The sequence below is a fragment of the Cohnella fermenti genome (assembly GCF_004801405.1).
GTDB lineage: Bacteria > Bacillota > Bacilli > Paenibacillales > Paenibacillaceae > Cohnella > Cohnella fermenti.
This window is the reverse complement of record NZ_SSOB01000017.1, coordinates 62,768-79,571: the sequence shown is the minus strand read 5'-3', so window position 1 is coordinate 79,571 and position 16,804 is coordinate 62,768. Positions and strand designations below refer to the sequence as shown.

The window sequence follows — 16,804 nt, the reverse complement described above, 5'->3', positions numbered from 1 at the left end:
GGGCTTCATGCAACTGACACCGAATTTGGGATTGAAGAAGCCGGAAGGAACGGACGTTGTCGACATCGCGAATCTGAACGACAATGCGGACGTGCTCGACTCGGCGATCGCAGGGAAGGCCCCGTTGGCCTCTCCGACATTTACGGGGACGGTAACCGCCGCGAACCTTACGGCGAGCGGGGCGATCACGTCGACTCGGGCGACGGGGAACGCTCCTCTGGTGGTGGCCTCCACCACCAAGGTTACGAATCTGAACGCGGACAAGCTCGACGGCTACGACGCGAGCACGACGGCGGCGGCGGGCACGGTTCCCGTCTACAACGCATCCGCGCAATTGGTCGGCGATGTCACCGGCAACGCCGCCACCGCAACGAAGCTGGCGACGGCGCGGACGCTCTCGCTGACCGGCGACGGCACGGCCTCCATCAGCTTCGACGGCTCGGCTGCGGCTTCCGGTGCGTTGACGCTGAGCGCCTCCGGCGTCTCGGCCGGCACCTACAAGAGCGTGACGGTCGACGCCAAGGGCCGCGTCACGGGCGGAACGAACCCGACGACTCTGAGCGGGTACGGGATTACGGATGCGGCTCCTTCGTCGCACGTCTCGGACTTGACCTCGCATGTGCCGTACGCCGCGGCAACGGGCTCCGCCAATACGTACGCGGTCACGCTGTCGCCTGCGCCATCTTCGTTGACGGCCGGCCTGGCGCTCGCGGCACAGATCAGCACTGCGAACACGGGCGCCTCCACGATCAACGTGAACGGCTTGGGCGCCAAGTCGATCCTGACGAGCAAGGGCGCGGCTCTGACGTCCGGCAAGTTGGTTGCGGGGGGCGTGTACACCCTTCGCTACAACGGCACGGCTTTTATCTTACAGGGTGAAGGGGGGGAGTATGGCACAGCCGCCGCGGCCCAGGTTCTGAGCGGGTACACGGTGGGGACGGAAGCCGGGGTTGTGGCGGGGAGTATGGTGAATCGATCAGGAGAGACCAGCGCGCTTTCCTCTTCGATAAGCGGGACGACCTTACGACTATTGGCATCTCAAGGATATCGTAATGGGGCGAGCGATTATGTCACGATATCGGATAATAATTTTTTGTCGGCCAATATCCGAAAAAATATATCTGTGCTTGGACTAATGGGGACCTACTCCCCAACTGTAGAAAATCTTGGATTCGACACTCCGTTATGGAGGGTTCGACGTACAAGCTTCAATTGGATTGCGAATTCTATCGCTGTCGATGATAATGGGAATTCGTATCTAGCACAAAATGGAGCATCCACAATCCAGAAATTTGATCGATACGGCAATTTTGTTCAAGCGATCAACGTAGGGGGGGTTATCGAAAAACTCCTTACTTACGTCAATTACCTGTTCGTGATGGCTGACACAAAGCTTTACCGATATGACATAAACAATCTATCCACTGCTCCTATCTACTATGACTTTGGTGTTAGCACTTTTGCTTCAAAATTGTCGGTCAGAGGCGGAACGGTATATACGTATCAGGGAATCTACCCATTGACGGTAGTGCGATTAAGCCTTGATCTGTTGCTGATGGGGACGTGGACTCCCCTAAATGGATCAAACGTGTATACCGTTCTCTTCGATGACTATAATGTCGCTTACATCGGGGTCAATACTGGGACAACAACGAATATATGGTATAAAGGAACATTCGGAGGAACTGTCGTCTCGATTGGTTCTATGGATGGCCCTCTGTATGCTCCTACAAAGGCGGACGTCAACAGCAATGGTACACGTTTAATTTATGGCAAACAGTGTTACGATGCCTCGGGAAGTAGTCTGTCTCAGATTTGGCCGAGCAACTTGGCTAGTATGTTGCCAAGCCCCACTGGAACGGGATTGATTAAGTATGTAGGCAATAATGAATTTATAATTAGTGGAGACGATGCGACAGTAGGGACTACACCATATCCGTCTGGATTTGCCAAGATAAATGCTGGCGGCTCCTCTCCCGCATACACATACAAAGCCCATATAAATGAAACAGCGGCGATTACTGTGTGTGACTATAACCCTACTGCTGGAATCTGGACATATTCGAAAGAATATAAGATTCTGTCAGGCTACGAAAAATTTTAAGAGGAAATGGGCTTGTTACTTGAATGGATAACGGAATTCGGCGACGTGAAATCAAGAAATCAGTATTAAAGGTGATTGGATAGGAGGCGGATGAGGGCAATGTTGTCAGGTTAAGGGCCCTATAACCCCCGCCGCTTGGTCTTTGTGAATTTGTTGGTTTTCGTTTGCTTGTCACGTTTGAAACGACGACCCTTGACGACGGGGACAATGTTGCGTTGAAGTTCTTCCAAAAACTGATCGTGCAACACGTCCCGTCGGGTATCGTCCTCTTCCAGTGCCATTTTGATGAGCCGATTGCGTAATTTGCCGACCAGAATGTTTTTGTTGATTCGGTACTCTGCATATTTCAGTTGCTCGGTTCGCTTCGTTTCTTTCATCTGCTCTTCTGCTTCTTGTTCCATGACCGAAGCCATGTTGATGAGCGGCACCGTGGCATAGAAGTCCTGTTCGATGATCTGAGGTTTTTGTCCCGAAAATTCTCAATCTCAAACTTGTGCTTCAATTCGTCGAATCCGGTTTCCGCGCCCCATCTCTTGAAATACAGAGGCTTACACGCTTCATAACTTAGCTCTTCAGCACCAACGTTGGTCAGCAGGATTTCCGTTTCCCCGGTGGACAATTCCACTTTGATGACACGGACTTGCAGGGCGGTTCCGGGGGCAAGGTCCTTCCCTTGCTTCTTCCGTTCTTTCGCCAGGGCCTTCGTAATTTCGATGGTAACGACCTCATCCGGTCGTGTCGTGTTCACGATTTCTTTGTAAAACGATCCTTGGGCACGCATTAGGTAAGAGATGCCCTTTTCTTGTAATACAGCAAAAAGCCAGCGGACGGGTAGCCGCGATTGAACAGGATCAAATCACGCACCGATGCGCTTCCCAATTGGAGCATGTGCTCGATATTCCGTTTGGCCAAATCGCGTTCATTATCATCATAGCGGCTCAGGCAAGTGCTGATTGCCAGTTTGTTTTCTAGGCCGTACCGATGGGAGGAAAGGGCTCTTGCAATTCGAAACCCGACTTTATAAGTCGTCGTATACCGTATTCCTTCTGTGTTTCTTGGGTGTTTGGCAACTCAATGATGCTTCCGTTCATCGCCAGCAGCCGAAATCCGAGGTAGGTTTTAAAATCGCCGTCCTCGTAATACGCCCGGGTCAGTTCGTCATTTAGCAACGTAAACGCATCCGGCAGCAGCTTCTGCCGGGCTTCGGAAAAGTTTGCGTTCTTCTTCGCTTTTTCTTTCAACTTGTCGCTTCTCATTTGGCTGAATACGAGACGCAAGATCGCTTTTTCGTTTTTTTCATAACTCTATCGTCCGTTTCTATCGTTTATCTCTACTATAACCAATTTCTACTAATCCGACACCATTGGAGGGCCTTGACTCTACTCTACGATCGCCACCCGAAAGAGATCAATGAATCGAACACTGTATCAAACGGGGCGGATTATCGGTTGTACCCGGTGCTGTTATCGGTCGGAGGTAAAGTATGGGTCATCACGCGTTTTGAAATGGGAGTGCTAAGCATCATGACTCAACACCTGATTTTCGGTTTTTAACGGTAACGGGTTGGGGCTGTATATGGACAACAGAAGGTCAGAAGCGTCGAATCTGGCAGACATGTGTGGAAGGGTAATCTTGTTGCTGCAGACGGTTGATCTTATTGTTAGGTCCACTAATTCGAGCGGGAGCATCCGGAACATAAGATATGCGATTTCTATGCATAGGAAACGGTGTTTGAAAATCGCAAATATTTGGAAATTTGAGGTCGGGCCAAGGGCACGGCCTCTTTAAATGGGGAGGGGATGAATAGGTGAGCGGGCAAACGATTATCAACTGGATCACGGGACTTATCGGAGCATTCATTACATTCGCATTCGGACATTGGACAGAGCCACTTACCTTCCTGCTGACGATCATCGCCATCGATATCATCAGCGGAATGTACGCGTCGATGCGGGAGGGAAGCGGTCTGAATTCGGCGGTCGGGACGGTGGGCCTAGCGAAGAAGGGCTTGATGCTGTTGGTCATTCTACTCGGTTACCGAGTAGATGTGTTGCTTGGAAGCGAGATGATCATGGGCGGGGCCATCTACTTCTATATTGCGAACGAGTTGGTGTCGGTGACGGAGAACTGCGGGCGAATCGGGCTTCCGATACCGAATAAGCTCCGTCAGGTCATTGCTGTGCTGAAGCAAAAGGGTGAAGAGGAAGAGGAGGTGTGATTGGGTAGGAGCGGGACAATGAAGTTGTTGTGGTAGCGACAACGGGGCACGGAGCGGGATTTCTGAACGCACGGCTGCATACCCCCATTCGATTAGTGTGAAGGGACAAGGGACGCGATTCAGGCGGTGTCAGGACAGACTGTTGCTCAATTTTATGCGAAATTTCACATTCAATCTCCCTCTGCAAGCCCCTAACCGCATGTTTTATGTGAAAAACCACATATATCGTGCTGTTGAAGAGGCTGATAAGGTAAATATATGTGGTTTTTAGTATAAAAAGCTCCTATTTGGTTCCGCATGAGAAATTGTATGTTAAATTTCATATAAATTACACCTGCGGAGACGGGCGAACAAGAGGGGACCCTGCGCGTGCCGCACCGGCCCTGCTGTCCTTGTGTTATTTGTTCTTGTACTACCGTCTTGGCACCATTGCCCGTACGCTATTGTTCTCGCGTACTGCTGTCCTTGCACTGTTGCTCTTGCACTGCAGTCTTCGCACTATCGTATCGTCTGTATACTATCGTCCATGCCCTCTCATCCTCGACCTGTTGGCGCTCTGCTGTCGAGCTTATACTATCGTTCTCGCTCTGTCGTCCCACGTTCTGCCGTCCCTGCCCTGTCGCATCCGGTCTGCGCTCAATCGATCCGCTCCTCTACGCCGAACTCTATCTTCTGCACACTGACTATATCCTTCGGTGCCGTCTCATGTCTCCCAACGCCTCCCTGCCCAGCTCCGCCCCGCTCCCCAACGTTCGCCGTTCCGCTTCCCGCCGAGCAGACATAAACTAACTCGTCCCTGATGTGGATCGTCCTAACGTTCTTAATGTTCAATGGCGCTAATTTTCAGCATCCTTAACTTTTATTCCTTTATCTTTTCATCCCTTTATCTTTTCATCCCTTTATCTTTTCATCCCTTTATCTTTTCATCTCTTTGTCTTTTCGCCCCTTTATCGCGAGCGGAGGAGGAATTCATTCGATGTCCGAGTCCACCGGCATAACCATCTACGACAGCTTCCTCGCCCGAATCATCCCCGACGTGCTAACCGATCAACGCAGCACCGGCGTCCCGGCATCCCTTACCTTGGCGCAGGCGGCGCTGGAGTCGAACTGGGGACGGAGCGGGCTGACGCTCAAGGCGAACAATCTGTTCGGAATCAAAGGGACTGGCCCGGCGGGGAGCGTGACGATGGCGACGACGGAGTACGTGGACGGACGCGCGACGCAAGTGCAAGCGGCGTTCCGCGCGTACAACAGTTGGCTGGAGTCGATCGCCGACCATTCCAAACTGCTGAGCGGCAGCCGGTACAAGAAAGTGCTTAACACGGACGGGCGAACCGCCGCCCGGGAGGTTGCGGCTGCAGGTTACGCAACGGACCCAACGTATGCGGCCAAGCTGATCTCGCTTATGGATACCTATAACCTTAACCAGTACGATGCCGTTCGAACTTCACCCACAACGGAAGGAGAGAGCACTCCCATGGCTACGACAACCTCGACAACGACATCCGCGACGACGACAACCCCGACGCCCGGCATCGATTGCGCCACGCCGCTGACTGCGACGACAGCGAAGCAGATCGCCGCGGCCGGCTACAAGTTCGCGGCCCGCTACCTCGTCCCCGCCCAATACGCGTGGAAGCGGCTGACCAAGACCGAAGCGGACGCGATCACCGCCGCCGGCATGCAGATCGTCTCCGTCTACGAGACGACCGCCAGCCGCCCGAAGGGCGGAGCCGCCTACGGCAAGGCGGACGGAGCCGCCGCCCTCGCCGAAGCCCAGACGATCGCCCAGCCCAAGGGCAGCGCGATCTACTTCGCGGTCGACTATGACGCCCAACCGGCGGATTACGACGCGATCGAAGCATATCTGAGGGCGGCCGCCGCCCAGATTCCCGGCTACGAAGCTGGCGTTTACGGCTCCTACGCCGTCATTGAAGAGATGCACAAGCGCGGCGCTTGCCCGCACTTCTGGCAGACGTACGCCTGGAGCAAGGGCAAGGTGAGCAGCTACGCCAACATTTATCAATATCAGAATGGCACCTCGGTGGCCGGCGTCTCGCTGGACCTGAACCGGTCGTATGGCGGCGAAGGCTGGTGGAACACGAACACGAATAATCAGGAGGAATATGAGATGACGAAGGAAGACGCGGAGAAAATCATCCGGTTCCTGTCGGCGGGATGGTATGCGGCGGTCGATCAGGCGTCGAAGAACGAGTTCAATCGTCTTGCGAATGAGGTTCGCAAAGCGGCCGGAATTCCGGTATAATGCCCAATGAATACTCCCGCCACACTTATGTAAGTGGGGGTTTCTGATACGACACCCTTGTGCATCACAAGACTGTCTTCATCAGTGGAGTTGACACGTTGACGGACTGGTTGCCGCCCAACCCCGCTATTCCATCGGCGGTTGCCTTTGGAAATACTTTACGCATGATGTTCGCGGCCGCGTTGACATCGGCATGGATCAAGCTGTTGTTCCGGCTTCGATACAAGCCCCGATGAATCCGCCTGCCCGAGAAGATTCTGATGACGCCTTCTTCATACTTGGGCACTGGGTCGCCATCCAGGAAACTGGCTTTGGACGTGTATGCTTCTTCCGTGAGGATCACCTCGATGCCCAGTGCTGCAGCTTTATAGCGGATCATCGACACGAGCATCTGATGTGGGATATGGCAGAACGACTGATTGTTCCGTCGCCCCATGCCGGGTGCCATTTTCCAGGTTTGGTTATAGCCGATGACGATTGTTCCGATCTCCTGCTCTGCAGCGAATCGGACGATGTAGCGACTCGCCTTGTGGAACGTATCCTTGATTCTCCGATGACGCTTCAGGTGCAGTCGCTCCAGTCGCTTGGACGTGTGGGCGCCTTCATGCGGCTGCTTCCCTTCTCGGAGAATCCTGGTATAATGCGCCTTTAGCTTATTGTAATATTGATTGAACGCTTTGATCTGCTTGCCCTTCACGCATATCGGTTTGTGTCCTGTATTTGTGACGAGGGTTGCAAGCTGATCGACGCCCAAATCGATCGCCAGTACATGCTCTTTCTTGCTATCCGCTACTTCTGTCGGACAGACGGAGAGAACCAGTTCCATCACATACTGCCCGTATCTCGGGAGGATACGAACCTGCTTCAACTTGCCGTCCATGCATCCAAGCTTGCCGATGTTCAACCTCTGTTTCGTCATGGGGAGTTTGAGGTATTTGCGGTCTTTGATCTCGCAGTCCTGATTGGTGAGTACGACCTCTTTGGCTTTGGCACGGGTGTAGCCAGGAATGCGCGGCCATCCGGAGTACTTGTCAGGATGTACGAGATAATCCTTGATGCTGGCGAAGAAGGACTGCCAATTAGCGAATACCCCTTTCATCACCCATTGACTGCATTGGGAGGGCAGCGCCCGGTAATCCGCTTGCTCCATTACCTTGAACAGGCAATCCAGAAAGGCATAATTCAAATAAGGCGATGCCCGCGTCGGCAGCTCAAACAGGCGGCAATGCGAATCCTTGCGCTGGTCGATCGGTTTCAGAAGCTGCTTCTGAAGTCTTTTCTGATGGGCCCCTAGTTGACGTTCGTTCATCAGGCCGATGTTCGCCTGCAATGTGTCCATAACGTGTTGTTGCAAGGGCTGGAGAGGCTCGTTTTGCCGAAGCGCTGTAAACACTTGGCGGATATAAAAGTTAGTTGTATTATGTAAGTTCTTGGCTTCTCGGCACAACAGATCCGCGTAGGCATACAGCCGATGACCGGGTTTAATCCATACTTGATACGTTCGATATATTGGTTCCGGCATACTTTCATCCTCCCCTAAATAAAACGAACACATGTTCCATTCCATTTTATCACATATAATTGGATAATGGGAGGGGCAGGCGCTCTTCTACAGGTGTTTCAAGGATGTCGCCGATTCTCCACTCTTTATCATCTTCGATGCTTGAAGAGGGTGATCTCTCGGCGGTATATACATAACCAAGAATTGGGTGATATTTATTCCACAGGGCAAGTATTTTCGAATTGGGTATGGCATCATTATCGTTCTTCTGATCTTCCTCCTGGCTTCGAAGGTAGACTTCCTCTTCCAGCCGTTCTGGACGATGATCAAGGGGCTGCTGACGCCGCTGCTGCTCTCTCTGGTGTTCTATTATCTGCTGCGCCCGCCGGTCAACCTGCTCGAGAAGTACGTGCGGAGCCGCACCCTTGCGATCTCCGTCGTCTTCCTGCTGCTGGCGGGTGTCCTTGTGCTGATCGGCTTCCTCGTCGGGCCGGTCATCGGCGATCAGGTGAACAGCCTGGTGAACAACATGCCGGAGCTCGTGCGGCTCGGCCAGGATCAGGTGACGGAGCTGCAGAAGAACGACTGGATCGCCTCCTACCTTCAGGAGCACCAGGTCGATCTGTCGGTCAAGCTTCAGGAGCTCATCAACCGGGTCGTCTCGAACCTGGGGGATGCCTTCAACGGCATCATGGGCTTCGTCTCGAACTTTGTGCTGCTGCTGTCTACCGTGCCGTTTATCGTCTACTACATGCTCAAGGGAGACCGCCAATTCCCGAATTTGTTCCTCAAGCTTGTGCCGGACAAGCATGACGACCGCGCGCTGGCGATCGTCAAGGAGATGGACGGAGCGTTAAGCGCCTACATCCAGGGGAAAATCCTCGTCAGCTTCGGGCTCTGCATCCTGACATGGGTCGGGTACTCGGTGATCGGTCTTCCGTATTCGCTGCTGCTGGCGGTCGTGCTGACTCTCATGAACTTCATCCCGTACGTCGGCGCGATCATCGGGATGATTCCGGCGGTCATCGTCGGATTCATCGATTCTCCCATGCAGGTCGTCTGGGTGATCGTCGTTGTCCTGATCGTGCAGCAGATTGAGGACAAGGTGCTCTCGCCGCAGATCATGGGCAAGAAGCTGTCGATTCATCCGCTGACGCTTATCCTTGTGCTGCTCGCCGTCGGCAGCATCGGCGGGCTGGCCGGCATGTTCGTGGCCGTCCCTTGCTATGCGCTGCTGAAGATCGTCGTCACGCATGCGTTCCGGTTCTACAAGCTGCGCAACATCGATATCATCGATCCGTGACGCCGCTCCTCTCTCCCGCATATAGTGAACCGACAAGACGTTCGCCCATGCGGATCGATCCGGGGCGGGCGAAGGGAGAGGGCGCAAGCTTATGACGTTGATCCCGAATTTCCCGCAGGAGCTGCTCGACGAGCACAAGCGTTGGCATCACGACCGACATTCCGTGAATATGACCCAGCCGCCGTCCGGCTACGGGCAAGACTTCCTTACGTTCCATCGCCGCTTCATCGGCAAGGCGCTGGACTGGTACAGGAAGCAGGGGCTGGACCCCCGTCTGGTCGAGCCGTGGCCGTCCGTCCCGGAGCCGATCCGGCAAGCCTCCTGCTACGACCAGCGAGCGGAGTGGCGCATTCTTCACCAGCCGGAGACGTTCCGTTCCTCCGACGAGTTGGGGCGCTTCATCGAGTCGTCCGGCATTCACGGCTGTATCCATCAGGAAGCGGCCGCCTTGTACGGGGACGACGAGATCAACGACTTCGACTGGGCGCCGCGCAATACCGTGTTCTATAACATTCACGGCATGATCGATAACTGGTGGCGCAACTGGGAGGGACTGGGCCGCTTCGGGGAAGGGATGCCTTACTGGAGCGGAAAATTCCTGAAGGAGGATGGCGAGCTTCTTCGTTACGAGAGCGCCGGAAGAAGCTGGTGGCTCGGACGGGCGGAGAGCGGCGGCGGAGCGGAGCGAGTGGAATGGGGAGCCGTCGGCGACAGCGCGAGCTTCGGCGAGATGGCGGACGGCCGCCCCTTCCGCATCTGGGATACGGATGGAGACGGCCGTCTGGAGATCGTATTCCGGGAGCCGGCAACCGGCGACTGGTGGGAAGGCGCGCTGCGAAGCGGCAGGCTGATCTGGTCCCGAATCGCCCTGGAGCGAATCGGCGAGCCGCTTCAGCGGACGGATTCCTTCCAGGCCAATCCCGCAAGAAAGCGGAAAACATCCACATAATAGCTCCGTTCCCGAGGAACGAAGAGATCGGCCCTAACTTCTGCAACGGCAGGGGTTAGGGCTTCTTCCTGTTCGGAAGCGTACGCGACTCCGGCTGCGAGCACGGACTCGCGCTCGCCGAGCATCAGGGAGATCAGCTCGTCCGCGTCCGCTTCATAGAGACCCGATACCTCTTCCCGCTGAAGGCGGAACGAATCCATCGCGAGGTCCGTCAAGCAGCCGTACACATAGCTGGTCTCCCGATCGACGAAGGGCACGGAACGCACCGTTCCTTCGCCTTCCTCCTGAACGGCTCCGAAGAACCGGAGCGATTCGAACGGGACGCTCCACCCGATCTCCTCGTCCATCTCCCGGGCCGCATCGCGAACCGTCTCTCCGGCGCTTAGATGGCCGGCGACGGTAATGTCGAAGCAATCGGGATTCGTATCCTTCCCCGCGCTCCGCCGCTGGAACAGAATGCGGGTCGTCCTCTCCTCCGCCCGCCTTGCCAGCCAACAATGGAACGACCGATGCCATAAGCCCAAGGCATGCACGTCACGCCTCTCCGCCGTGCCGATGCCGTATCCTCGTTCGTCGTAGATGTCGAATTTCTCCGCCACGGGTTATTTTCCCCCTATGATCGTTAGGCAGGTTCGGCTTGTCCGTCGCTCAGGACGGATGTGCAATGACCGCAACGAGTCGCCTTGATCGGGATGGTCGACAGGCAATACGGGCAATCCTTCGTGGTCGGGGAGGCCGCTGCGGCTGCCGCCGCATCCTCGGCTTCCTTCTTGCTCTTGCGGGTCAGCGTGTTGATGACCTTGATGAGGAAGAAGATACAGATCGCGACGATCAGGAAGTTGAGCAATACGTTGATGAACTGGCCGTAGGCGATGACGGGGACGCCGTGCTCCTTCGCCTTGGCCAGCGTGTTGATGACGGTGCCCTCCTGAACCGTATCCGGAATCGGCCCGATCCGCACGTACAAGTCGGCGAAGTCCGCCCCGCCCAGAAGTCGTCCGATCGGAGGCATCACGATATCATTGACCAGCGATGTCACGATCTGGCCGAACGCACCCCCGATGATAACGCCGACCGCGAGGTCGATGACGTTGCCGCGCATGGCGAACGTCTTGAATTCTTTTACCCAATTTCCTAGCATTTTTCGCATCCTCCAATTTTGGTTAATAGTGGAGAGGAATTCTGGATTCATCGTCGAAATTTTATCTTCGGGCATGAATCTTGACGAATAAAGAGAGGACGTGGAGAATGAGCAGCCATGAAGGGACATGGTCGATTGTTTTCCTGCTGTTGGCTTTATTGATCAGCATATTTGCATCATATACCATGTTTAATTTCATTGGCAATCTAAAGCGACAGAACAATGAGTTTCGGTTCTTCTGGCTGGCCGGAGGCTCCTTCGTATTCGGAGTCGGATTGTGGGCGAAGCACTTCGTCGCGTCGATGGCCTTCGAGAACGTTCTCTACTTTACCTGGAGCATGCCGGTCGCTTTCCTGCTCAGTATTTTTTTCACCCTGATGGCGTTTGTCGTCCTGACCTCGCACTCGAGCGCGAAGTTCCGCATGGCGTTCGGCACGTCCGTGCTGACGTTCAGCGTAGGCTTCGTGAATTACTTCACGATTCTCGGCCAGCCGATCGCGGACATTACGGTTCGTCCGGAGCTGATCGCGGCGTCGATTCTGATTCTGCTTATGGGAACGTACACCTCGCTTAAGCTTCACTTCATGGGCAAGGAGAAGAACCGCTTGCTCGCCAGCCTGACGCTGGGCCTGTCCGCCCTGTTCGTGCAGGCGATCAGCTCGGATGCGCTGCGGCTGGAGTATTCGGTCCGTTACAACTGGGACAAGCTCAATGCGGACGTCAACATGCTGGTGCTTATTGTCGGCCTGGGAGGACTTATTATTCTCACCTCGACCTGGGCGACTTGGTATATCGACAAGAGAATGACGCAGATGGACGAGCGCTATCGGCTGCTGATCGAGAATTCGCTCGATACGATCGCCATCTTCAAGAAGGAGAAGTGGGCGTTCGTCAACCGGGCGGGCCTGCAGATGTTCGGCGCCGAGCAGCCGAGCGACCTGCTGGGCAAGCCGATCTCGAACTTCCTTTGCACCGAAGACATCGGGAAGGTGCGCGAGCGGCATCGCAATCTGCCGTTTACCGGCTCGAACAAGCCGCTGGAGCAGATCTGGTACTCGCTGAACGGGCGAATGCTCGATACGGAGATCGTGGAGACGGTGACGACGCTGAACAACGAGCCGGCGATTCAGGTGATCATCCGAGACATCTCGGAGAGGAAGAAGAACGAGGAGCTGCTCATCAATTCGGAGAAGCTGTATGTCGCGGGACAGCTGGCGGCCGGCATCGCCCACGAGATCCGCAACCCGCTCACGTCGCTGAAGGGGTTCCTGCATCTCATCGGCTCCGGACGGAAGGAAGCGAGCTACTACCATATCATGAATTCCGAGCTGGACCGGATCGAAGGCATCGTGCGCGAGCTCTTGATGGTGGCGAAGCCGCAGGTTTATGAACTCAGCTACTACGATGTTCGCAACATGATTCGGGACACGGTCACGCTGCTCGAATCGCAGGCGATCCTGCACAGCGTCTCCATCGAAGCGGATTACGGCAAGGAGCCGCTGTGGGTGTACGGGGTGGAGAATCAGATCAAGCAGGTGTTCATCAACGTCATCAAGAACGCGATCGAAGCGATGATCGACGGGGGCGCAATCCGCGTCGGGCTCAGCCGGGAGGACGATTCGGTGCGAATCCGCATCACGGACGAAGGGCCGGGCATCGACCAGGAGCAATTGGCGAAGATGGGCCAGCCGTTCTATACGACGAAGGAGAAGGGGACGGGGCTGGGCCTTATGGTCAGCTACAAGATCGTCGACAACCATGACGGCCGAATACACGTGAGCAGCCGTCTCGGAATCGGGACATCGTTCGAGATCCGCTTCCCGTTCCGCTATCCGGAGACGGTCGCAGCGATGAACGGCAGTTGACCGGGCAGGACGCTGGCGGCAAGCGGCGTGTGCCCCAGCGGTTCTCCGTCCCCGAAGGCGAGCAGCGTGCGACCGGCCGCAATCCGGATGTCCCTGCCGCTCAGAACGGTTACATAGCGGGTGCGCACGTGGGAGCCGTTGAGAATGGTGGGAAAAAGCCGCAGGAGCCGCCCCTTCGAGCAATCGTGCACAACGCATGCGTGGAGCTTGCCGTCGGTCGGATGCGCCTCCGGGCAGATTCGCAGCCCGCCTCCATAGCTGGACGAGTTCGTAACGGCGGACAGCCAGGTGTGCGGGAAGCGATGATCCCGGCCGTCCACGGTAACGACGACCTCCTCCGGCCGATAGCGCAGGAGAGCGCGAACGAGGCCGATGATATAGGCGAGCGAGCCGACTCTCAGCTTATTGCACCAATCTTTGTAAGCGGAGCCGTTGACGTCCTCGGCGACGGCGGCATCCAGGCCGATCGCCAGCGCGGTCAGGGTGAGATGCTCCTCGCCGGTGGCGAGCTTCGCCCGCAAGAGATCGGCTTGCCGCGTCTTAAGGGCGAGAACCAGCTCCAGGGCTGCCAAGGGCCGCTTCGGGATGCCGAACGCTCTTGCCGTGTCGTTGCCTGATCCGGCCGGAATAAGGCCGAGCGGGATCGAGCCGCCCGCGAGCAAGGGGAGCACGCTGTGCAGCGTCCCGTCGCCGCCGATAACGACGACGGCGTGCGTCTGCCCGCGCGCAAGCTCTCGGGAGGTCTGCTCGACCGAGCGGCTCTCGGTATCCTCCGCGACAACGGAATACGCGATTCCCTTCTGCCGCAGCTTGCTCTCGACGGTCTCCCAGGCGATTCGACCTTGACCGTTGCCGGCCAGTCGATTGACGACGAATAGGATCATGAGCGATAGGCCCTCCCTGTCTTCCGAACGATGCCGGTAGACCTATTATACGGGGGCGGGGACAAGCGGGGAAGTCCAATTGTTGCAGCTTCGGCGGCGGGCGGAGAGCCGCCGTCTCGTGCTATAATAGGCTATCGACAAGGAAAGCCGATCCCAAAGCACAAACAAGGCAATATCAAAGCATAACGATGCGGAGAACAAGCAGGAGGCAACAATGGCAGAACCGCTTAAAGCGATGTATAACGAGCTCTTCATTCGGCAATTCGGAGAGCGGGTACGCAAGGAATGGGAGCCGTTCGACAGCGAACGGTTCGCCGCGCTGACGCTCGCGGAGGGCTGGGACGAGCTTGAGCTCAAGGGGCGCATGCGCCGAATCACGGTGAGCCTTGGGGCGGCCTTGCCGGCCGACTATCCGGAGGCGCTGACGATTCTGGAGGCGATCTCCCCGGAATGCCGGGGGTTCCCTTATTTGCTCTTCCCTGACTTCGTCCAGGTGTACGGGCTCGGGCATTGGGAGCGATCGATCGCGGCGCTTGAGCGGTTCACGGCTCTGTCGAGCGCCGAGTTCTCGGTGCGCCCGTTTATCCTTCGGGACCCGGAGCGGATGATGGAGCAGATGTTCGCGTGGGCCGGGCATTCGGACGAGCATGTGCGCCGCTTGGCCAGCGAAGGCTGTCGGCCGCGTCTGCCGTGGGCGGACGCGCTGCCCGCGTTCAAGAAGGACCCGTCTCCGATTATGCCGATTCTGGAGCGGCTGAAGGCGGACCCGTCGGAGTACGTGCGGCGCAGCGTCGCCAACAACCTGAACGATATCTCCAAGGATCATCCGGAGCTTGTGCTGGAGCTGGCGAAGCGGTGGAGCGGGGACAATGCGGCGACCGATGCGCTGCTGAAGCACGCCTGCCGCACGCTGATCCGCGCGTCGGCCAATCCGGAAGCCCTGTCGCTCTTCGGGCTGAACGAGCCGGCCGGGGTTGAGGTCATCCGATGGGAGCCTTCCGCTTCGGCGGTTCCTTCCGGCGGGGAGATCGAGATCGCGTACGAGGTAGGCCTTCCCGGCGAGTCGGGCGCGAAGCTGCGGCTGGAGCTGGCCGTGACATACCCGCGGAAGGGCGGGCGCTCCTATCGCAAAATGTTTAAGCTAAGCGAGAAGAGCATCGCGGGCGGAGCCACGCTCGCGGGCAAACGCCGCCTCGACTTCCGCGATCTGTCGACCCGCAAACACGAGCCGGGCGCTCACCGGCTCGCTCTGATCGTGAACGGACGGGAGCTCGCTTCCGCGGAAGCCGTGCTCTTGGAAGGAGGGGCGGAGAGAGGATGACGATCGGAGCTCGCGTCTTCAAGACGGGCGTGGCGGTCGCTCTCGCCCTGTGGATCGGGGAGCTGATCGGCCTCGGTTCGCCGCTGCTTGCGGCGATTACGGCGATCTTCACGATACAGCCATCGATCTACCGGAGCTGGATGCAGATCGTCGATCAGCTCCAGAGCAATGTGATTGGCGCCGCCATCGCAATCGGCGCCTACTGGATGTTCGGCAGCTCGCCGATCACGGTCGGGCTCGTCTGCATCGTCGTGATCCTGCTCTGCTTGAAGCTGAAGATCGGGGATACGATCGGCCTGACGCTCGTCACCGTCGTTGTCATCATGGAGGCTCGCAGCCAGGGCTGGCCGACGGCGCTGGACCGGCTCGGGGGCCTCTCGCTCGGCATCGCCTCCGCGTTCGTCGTTAACGTGGCGATTGCGCCGCCCCGGCACCGGGGCCGCTTCATGGCGCAGGCGCGGGAGGCGCAGGAGCTGCTGTCCCGCTTGCTGCGGACATCCGTCTCGAACGAGCTGAAGGAGAATGTGTTCCGCGAGGAGCAGGAGAAGCTGCAGGATCGGATCAAGAAGCTTCAGGACTATTACCATTTGTTCGCAGAAGAGCGGGTGTGGCTGAGGAAGTCGCGGGCGAAGCGGAAGCGGGTGCTCGTTGTGTACAAGGAGATGCTCGTCGCGCTGCAGCGGGGAGAGAGCCTCGTCGAGGCGGTCGAGGAGCAGTACTGGGCGGTGAAAAGCGAAGCGTCGTGGAACCGGGATGCCGACGATCATCTGGAGGCGCTGAGCGGGTACCATGAGCAGCTCTTCTGGAAGTGGGAGGGGAAGCTGAAGCCCGGCGCCCACGCGGCCGCCCCGGCACCGGACGAGGTGGTGCGCTTGACGGAGACGATCATGACGTCGGCCGATACGGACGCGGTGACGCGCTCCCGCCTGCTCGTCATTACCTCCTCCATGTTTGCGTACGAGGACCGTCTTCGCCGGCTCGACCGCCTGATGGTTCGCTGCCTGGAGCGAGAGGGAGCCGAGGGAGCGGAAGAGGAGGAGGAGACAGAGGGGACGGAGGAGACGAAGGCCGACTCCGCAACGCGGTAACGCTGCCTAGACATGCCATAAATCGCCTCCGGACGCTTCGCGTACGCCTGCTGCCTCTCCGAAGACGGGATATGTTAGGTGGAGGCCGAGATGTGCGGGAAATCCGCACAACGACGCCTCGAAGGCGGCTGGAGGGGGGCTACGCGGGAACATGAGGGAGCGTG

The 16,804-nt window shown here is 57.1% G+C and carries 14 protein-coding genes and 1 pseudogene; 8 read left to right on the top strand and 7 right to left on the bottom strand.

Features of this window, described 5'->3' with window-relative positions; genetic code table 11:
• Positions 1–7 precede the first annotated feature (7 nt).
• On the top strand, positions 8–2,104 hold the full coding sequence (locus E6C55_RS34195) for a hypothetical protein (RefSeq protein ID WP_211093588.1): 2,097 nt from the start codon (positions 8–10) through the stop codon (positions 2,102–2,104).
• A gap of 119 nt (positions 2,105–2,223) precedes the next feature.
• Here the strand turns inward: E6C55_RS34195 and E6C55_RS15055 are convergent, their stop codons facing one another.
• The 3 genes and pseudogenes from E6C55_RS15055 to E6C55_RS15045 all read right to left on the bottom strand — a co-directional run bounded on the left by E6C55_RS15055 (position 2,224) and on the right by E6C55_RS15045 (position 3,345).
• The gene (locus E6C55_RS15055; protein WP_168735650.1) at positions 2,224–2,517 is read right to left on the bottom strand and encodes a hypothetical protein; all 294 of its coding nucleotides are present in this window, start codon (positions 2,515–2,517) and stop codon (positions 2,224–2,226) included.
• Positions 2,478–2,900, bottom strand: a pseudogene (locus E6C55_RS35405) (transposase); the annotation flags it as partial. The pseudogene E6C55_RS35405 and the gene E6C55_RS15055, both read right to left, overlap by 40 nt.
• 172 nt (positions 2,901–3,072) lie before the next feature.
• On the bottom strand, positions 3,073–3,345 hold the full coding sequence (locus tag E6C55_RS15045) for a hypothetical protein (protein ID WP_136370625.1): 273 nt from the start codon (positions 3,343–3,345) through the stop codon (positions 3,073–3,075).
• A 566-nt stretch (positions 3,346–3,911) separates the two neighbouring features.
• On the opposite strand from E6C55_RS15045, the gene E6C55_RS15040 reads away from it, so the two are divergent.
• The gene (locus tag E6C55_RS15040; RefSeq protein ID WP_230986695.1) at positions 3,912–4,322 is read left to right on the top strand and encodes a phage holin family protein; all 411 of its coding nucleotides are present in this window, start codon (positions 3,912–3,914) and stop codon (positions 4,320–4,322) included.
• Positions 4,323–5,298: 976 nt separating this feature from the next.
• Positions 5,299–6,588, top strand: a complete 1,290-nt coding sequence (locus E6C55_RS35215) for a glucosaminidase domain-containing protein (RefSeq protein WP_330999627.1) — start codon at positions 5,299–5,301, stop codon at positions 6,586–6,588.
• Between the two features lie 64 nt (positions 6,589–6,652).
• Here the strand turns inward: E6C55_RS35215 and E6C55_RS15025 are convergent, their stop codons facing one another.
• On the bottom strand, positions 6,653–8,110 hold the full coding sequence (locus E6C55_RS15025; RefSeq protein ID WP_136370624.1) for an RNA-guided endonuclease InsQ/TnpB family protein: 1,458 nt from the start codon (positions 8,108–8,110) through the stop codon (positions 6,653–6,655).
• 187 nt (positions 8,111–8,297) lie between these two features.
• Between E6C55_RS15025 and E6C55_RS15020 the strand changes: the two genes are divergently transcribed.
• Together E6C55_RS15020 and E6C55_RS34190 are read left to right on the top strand one after the other, a co-directional pair.
• Positions 8,298–9,392 carry an AI-2E family transporter gene (locus E6C55_RS15020; RefSeq protein WP_168735656.1) on the top strand — a complete coding sequence of 365 codons (1,095 nt, stop codon included), beginning with the start codon at positions 8,298–8,300 and terminating at the stop codon, positions 9,390–9,392.
• 91 nt (positions 9,393–9,483) lie between these two features.
• On the top strand, positions 9,484–10,341 hold the full coding sequence (locus E6C55_RS34190) for a hypothetical protein (protein WP_211093587.1): 858 nt from the start codon (positions 9,484–9,486) through the stop codon (positions 10,339–10,341).
• Here the strand turns inward: E6C55_RS34190 and E6C55_RS15010 are convergent.
• Both E6C55_RS15010 and mscL read right to left on the bottom strand, forming a co-directional pair.
• Positions 10,284–10,940 (bottom strand): NUDIX hydrolase, encoded by a 657-nt coding sequence (locus E6C55_RS15010; protein WP_136370622.1) that lies wholly within the window; start codon positions 10,938–10,940, stop codon positions 10,284–10,286. The genes E6C55_RS34190 and E6C55_RS15010 overlap by 58 nt on opposite strands.
• Positions 10,941–10,963: 23 nt before the next feature.
• Positions 10,964–11,482 carry a large conductance mechanosensitive channel protein MscL gene (gene mscL, locus E6C55_RS15005; protein WP_230986694.1) on the bottom strand — a complete coding sequence of 173 codons (519 nt, stop codon included), beginning with the start codon at positions 11,480–11,482 and terminating at the stop codon, positions 10,964–10,966.
• Positions 11,483–11,589: 107 nt separating this feature from the next.
• Here mscL and E6C55_RS15000 point away from each other — a divergent pair, with 107 nt between their 5' ends.
• Positions 11,590–13,347 carry an ATP-binding protein gene (locus E6C55_RS15000; RefSeq protein WP_136370620.1) on the top strand — a complete coding sequence of 586 codons (1,758 nt, stop codon included), beginning with the start codon at positions 11,590–11,592 and terminating at the stop codon, positions 13,345–13,347.
• Here E6C55_RS15000 and E6C55_RS14995 read toward each other — a convergent pair.
• Positions 13,311–14,231: a diacylglycerol/lipid kinase family protein gene (locus E6C55_RS14995; protein ID WP_136370619.1), complete on the bottom strand. Its 921-nt coding sequence runs from the start codon at positions 14,229–14,231 to the stop codon at positions 13,311–13,313. The two genes, E6C55_RS15000 and E6C55_RS14995, sit on opposite strands and share 37 nt — an antisense overlap.
• Positions 14,232–14,445: 214 nt before the next feature.
• Between E6C55_RS14995 and E6C55_RS14990 the strand changes: the two genes are divergently transcribed.
• Both E6C55_RS14990 and E6C55_RS14985 read left to right on the top strand, forming a co-directional pair.
• Positions 14,446–15,552: a DNA alkylation repair protein gene (locus tag E6C55_RS14990; protein WP_136370618.1), complete on the top strand. Its 1,107-nt coding sequence runs from the start codon at positions 14,446–14,448 to the stop codon at positions 15,550–15,552.
• On the top strand, positions 15,549–16,640 hold the full coding sequence (locus E6C55_RS14985; RefSeq protein WP_136370617.1) for an FUSC family protein: 1,092 nt from the start codon (positions 15,549–15,551) through the stop codon (positions 16,638–16,640). The genes E6C55_RS14990 and E6C55_RS14985 overlap by 4 nt, the downstream gene beginning before the upstream one ends.
• Positions 16,641–16,804: the final 164 nt, after the last annotated feature.

Excerpts from the sequence above, each read along its gene's own strand:
- E6C55_RS14995 (WP_136370619.1), bottom strand. The coding sequence starts at position 14,231 with ATGATCCTATTCGTCGTCAATCGACTGGCCGGCAACGGTCAAGGTCGA.
- E6C55_RS35215 (WP_330999627.1), top strand. The coding sequence starts at position 5,299 with ATGTCCGAGTCCACCGGCATAACCATCTACGACAGCTTCCTCGCCCGA.
- E6C55_RS34195 (WP_211093588.1), top strand. The coding sequence starts at position 8 with ATGCAACTGACACCGAATTTGGGATTGAAGAAGCCGGAAGGAACGGAC.
- E6C55_RS14990 (WP_136370618.1), top strand. The coding sequence starts at position 14,446 with ATGGCAGAACCGCTTAAAGCGATGTATAACGAGCTCTTCATTCGGCAA.
- E6C55_RS14985 (WP_136370617.1), top strand. The coding sequence starts at position 15,549 with ATGACGATCGGAGCTCGCGTCTTCAAGACGGGCGTGGCGGTCGCTCTC.
- E6C55_RS15000 (WP_136370620.1), top strand. The coding sequence starts at position 11,590 with ATGAGCAGCCATGAAGGGACATGGTCGATTGTTTTCCTGCTGTTGGCT.
- E6C55_RS15025 (WP_136370624.1), bottom strand. The coding sequence starts at position 8,110 with ATGCCGGAACCAATATATCGAACGTATCAAGTATGGATTAAACCCGGT.
- E6C55_RS34190 (WP_211093587.1), top strand. The coding sequence starts at position 9,484 with ATGACGTTGATCCCGAATTTCCCGCAGGAGCTGCTCGACGAGCACAAG.
- mscL (WP_230986694.1), bottom strand. The coding sequence starts at position 11,482 with ATGCTAGGAAATTGGGTAAAAGAATTCAAGACGTTCGCCATGCGCGGC.
- E6C55_RS15055 (WP_168735650.1), bottom strand. The coding sequence starts at position 2,517 with ATGGCTTCGGTCATGGAACAAGAAGCAGAAGAGCAGATGAAAGAAACG.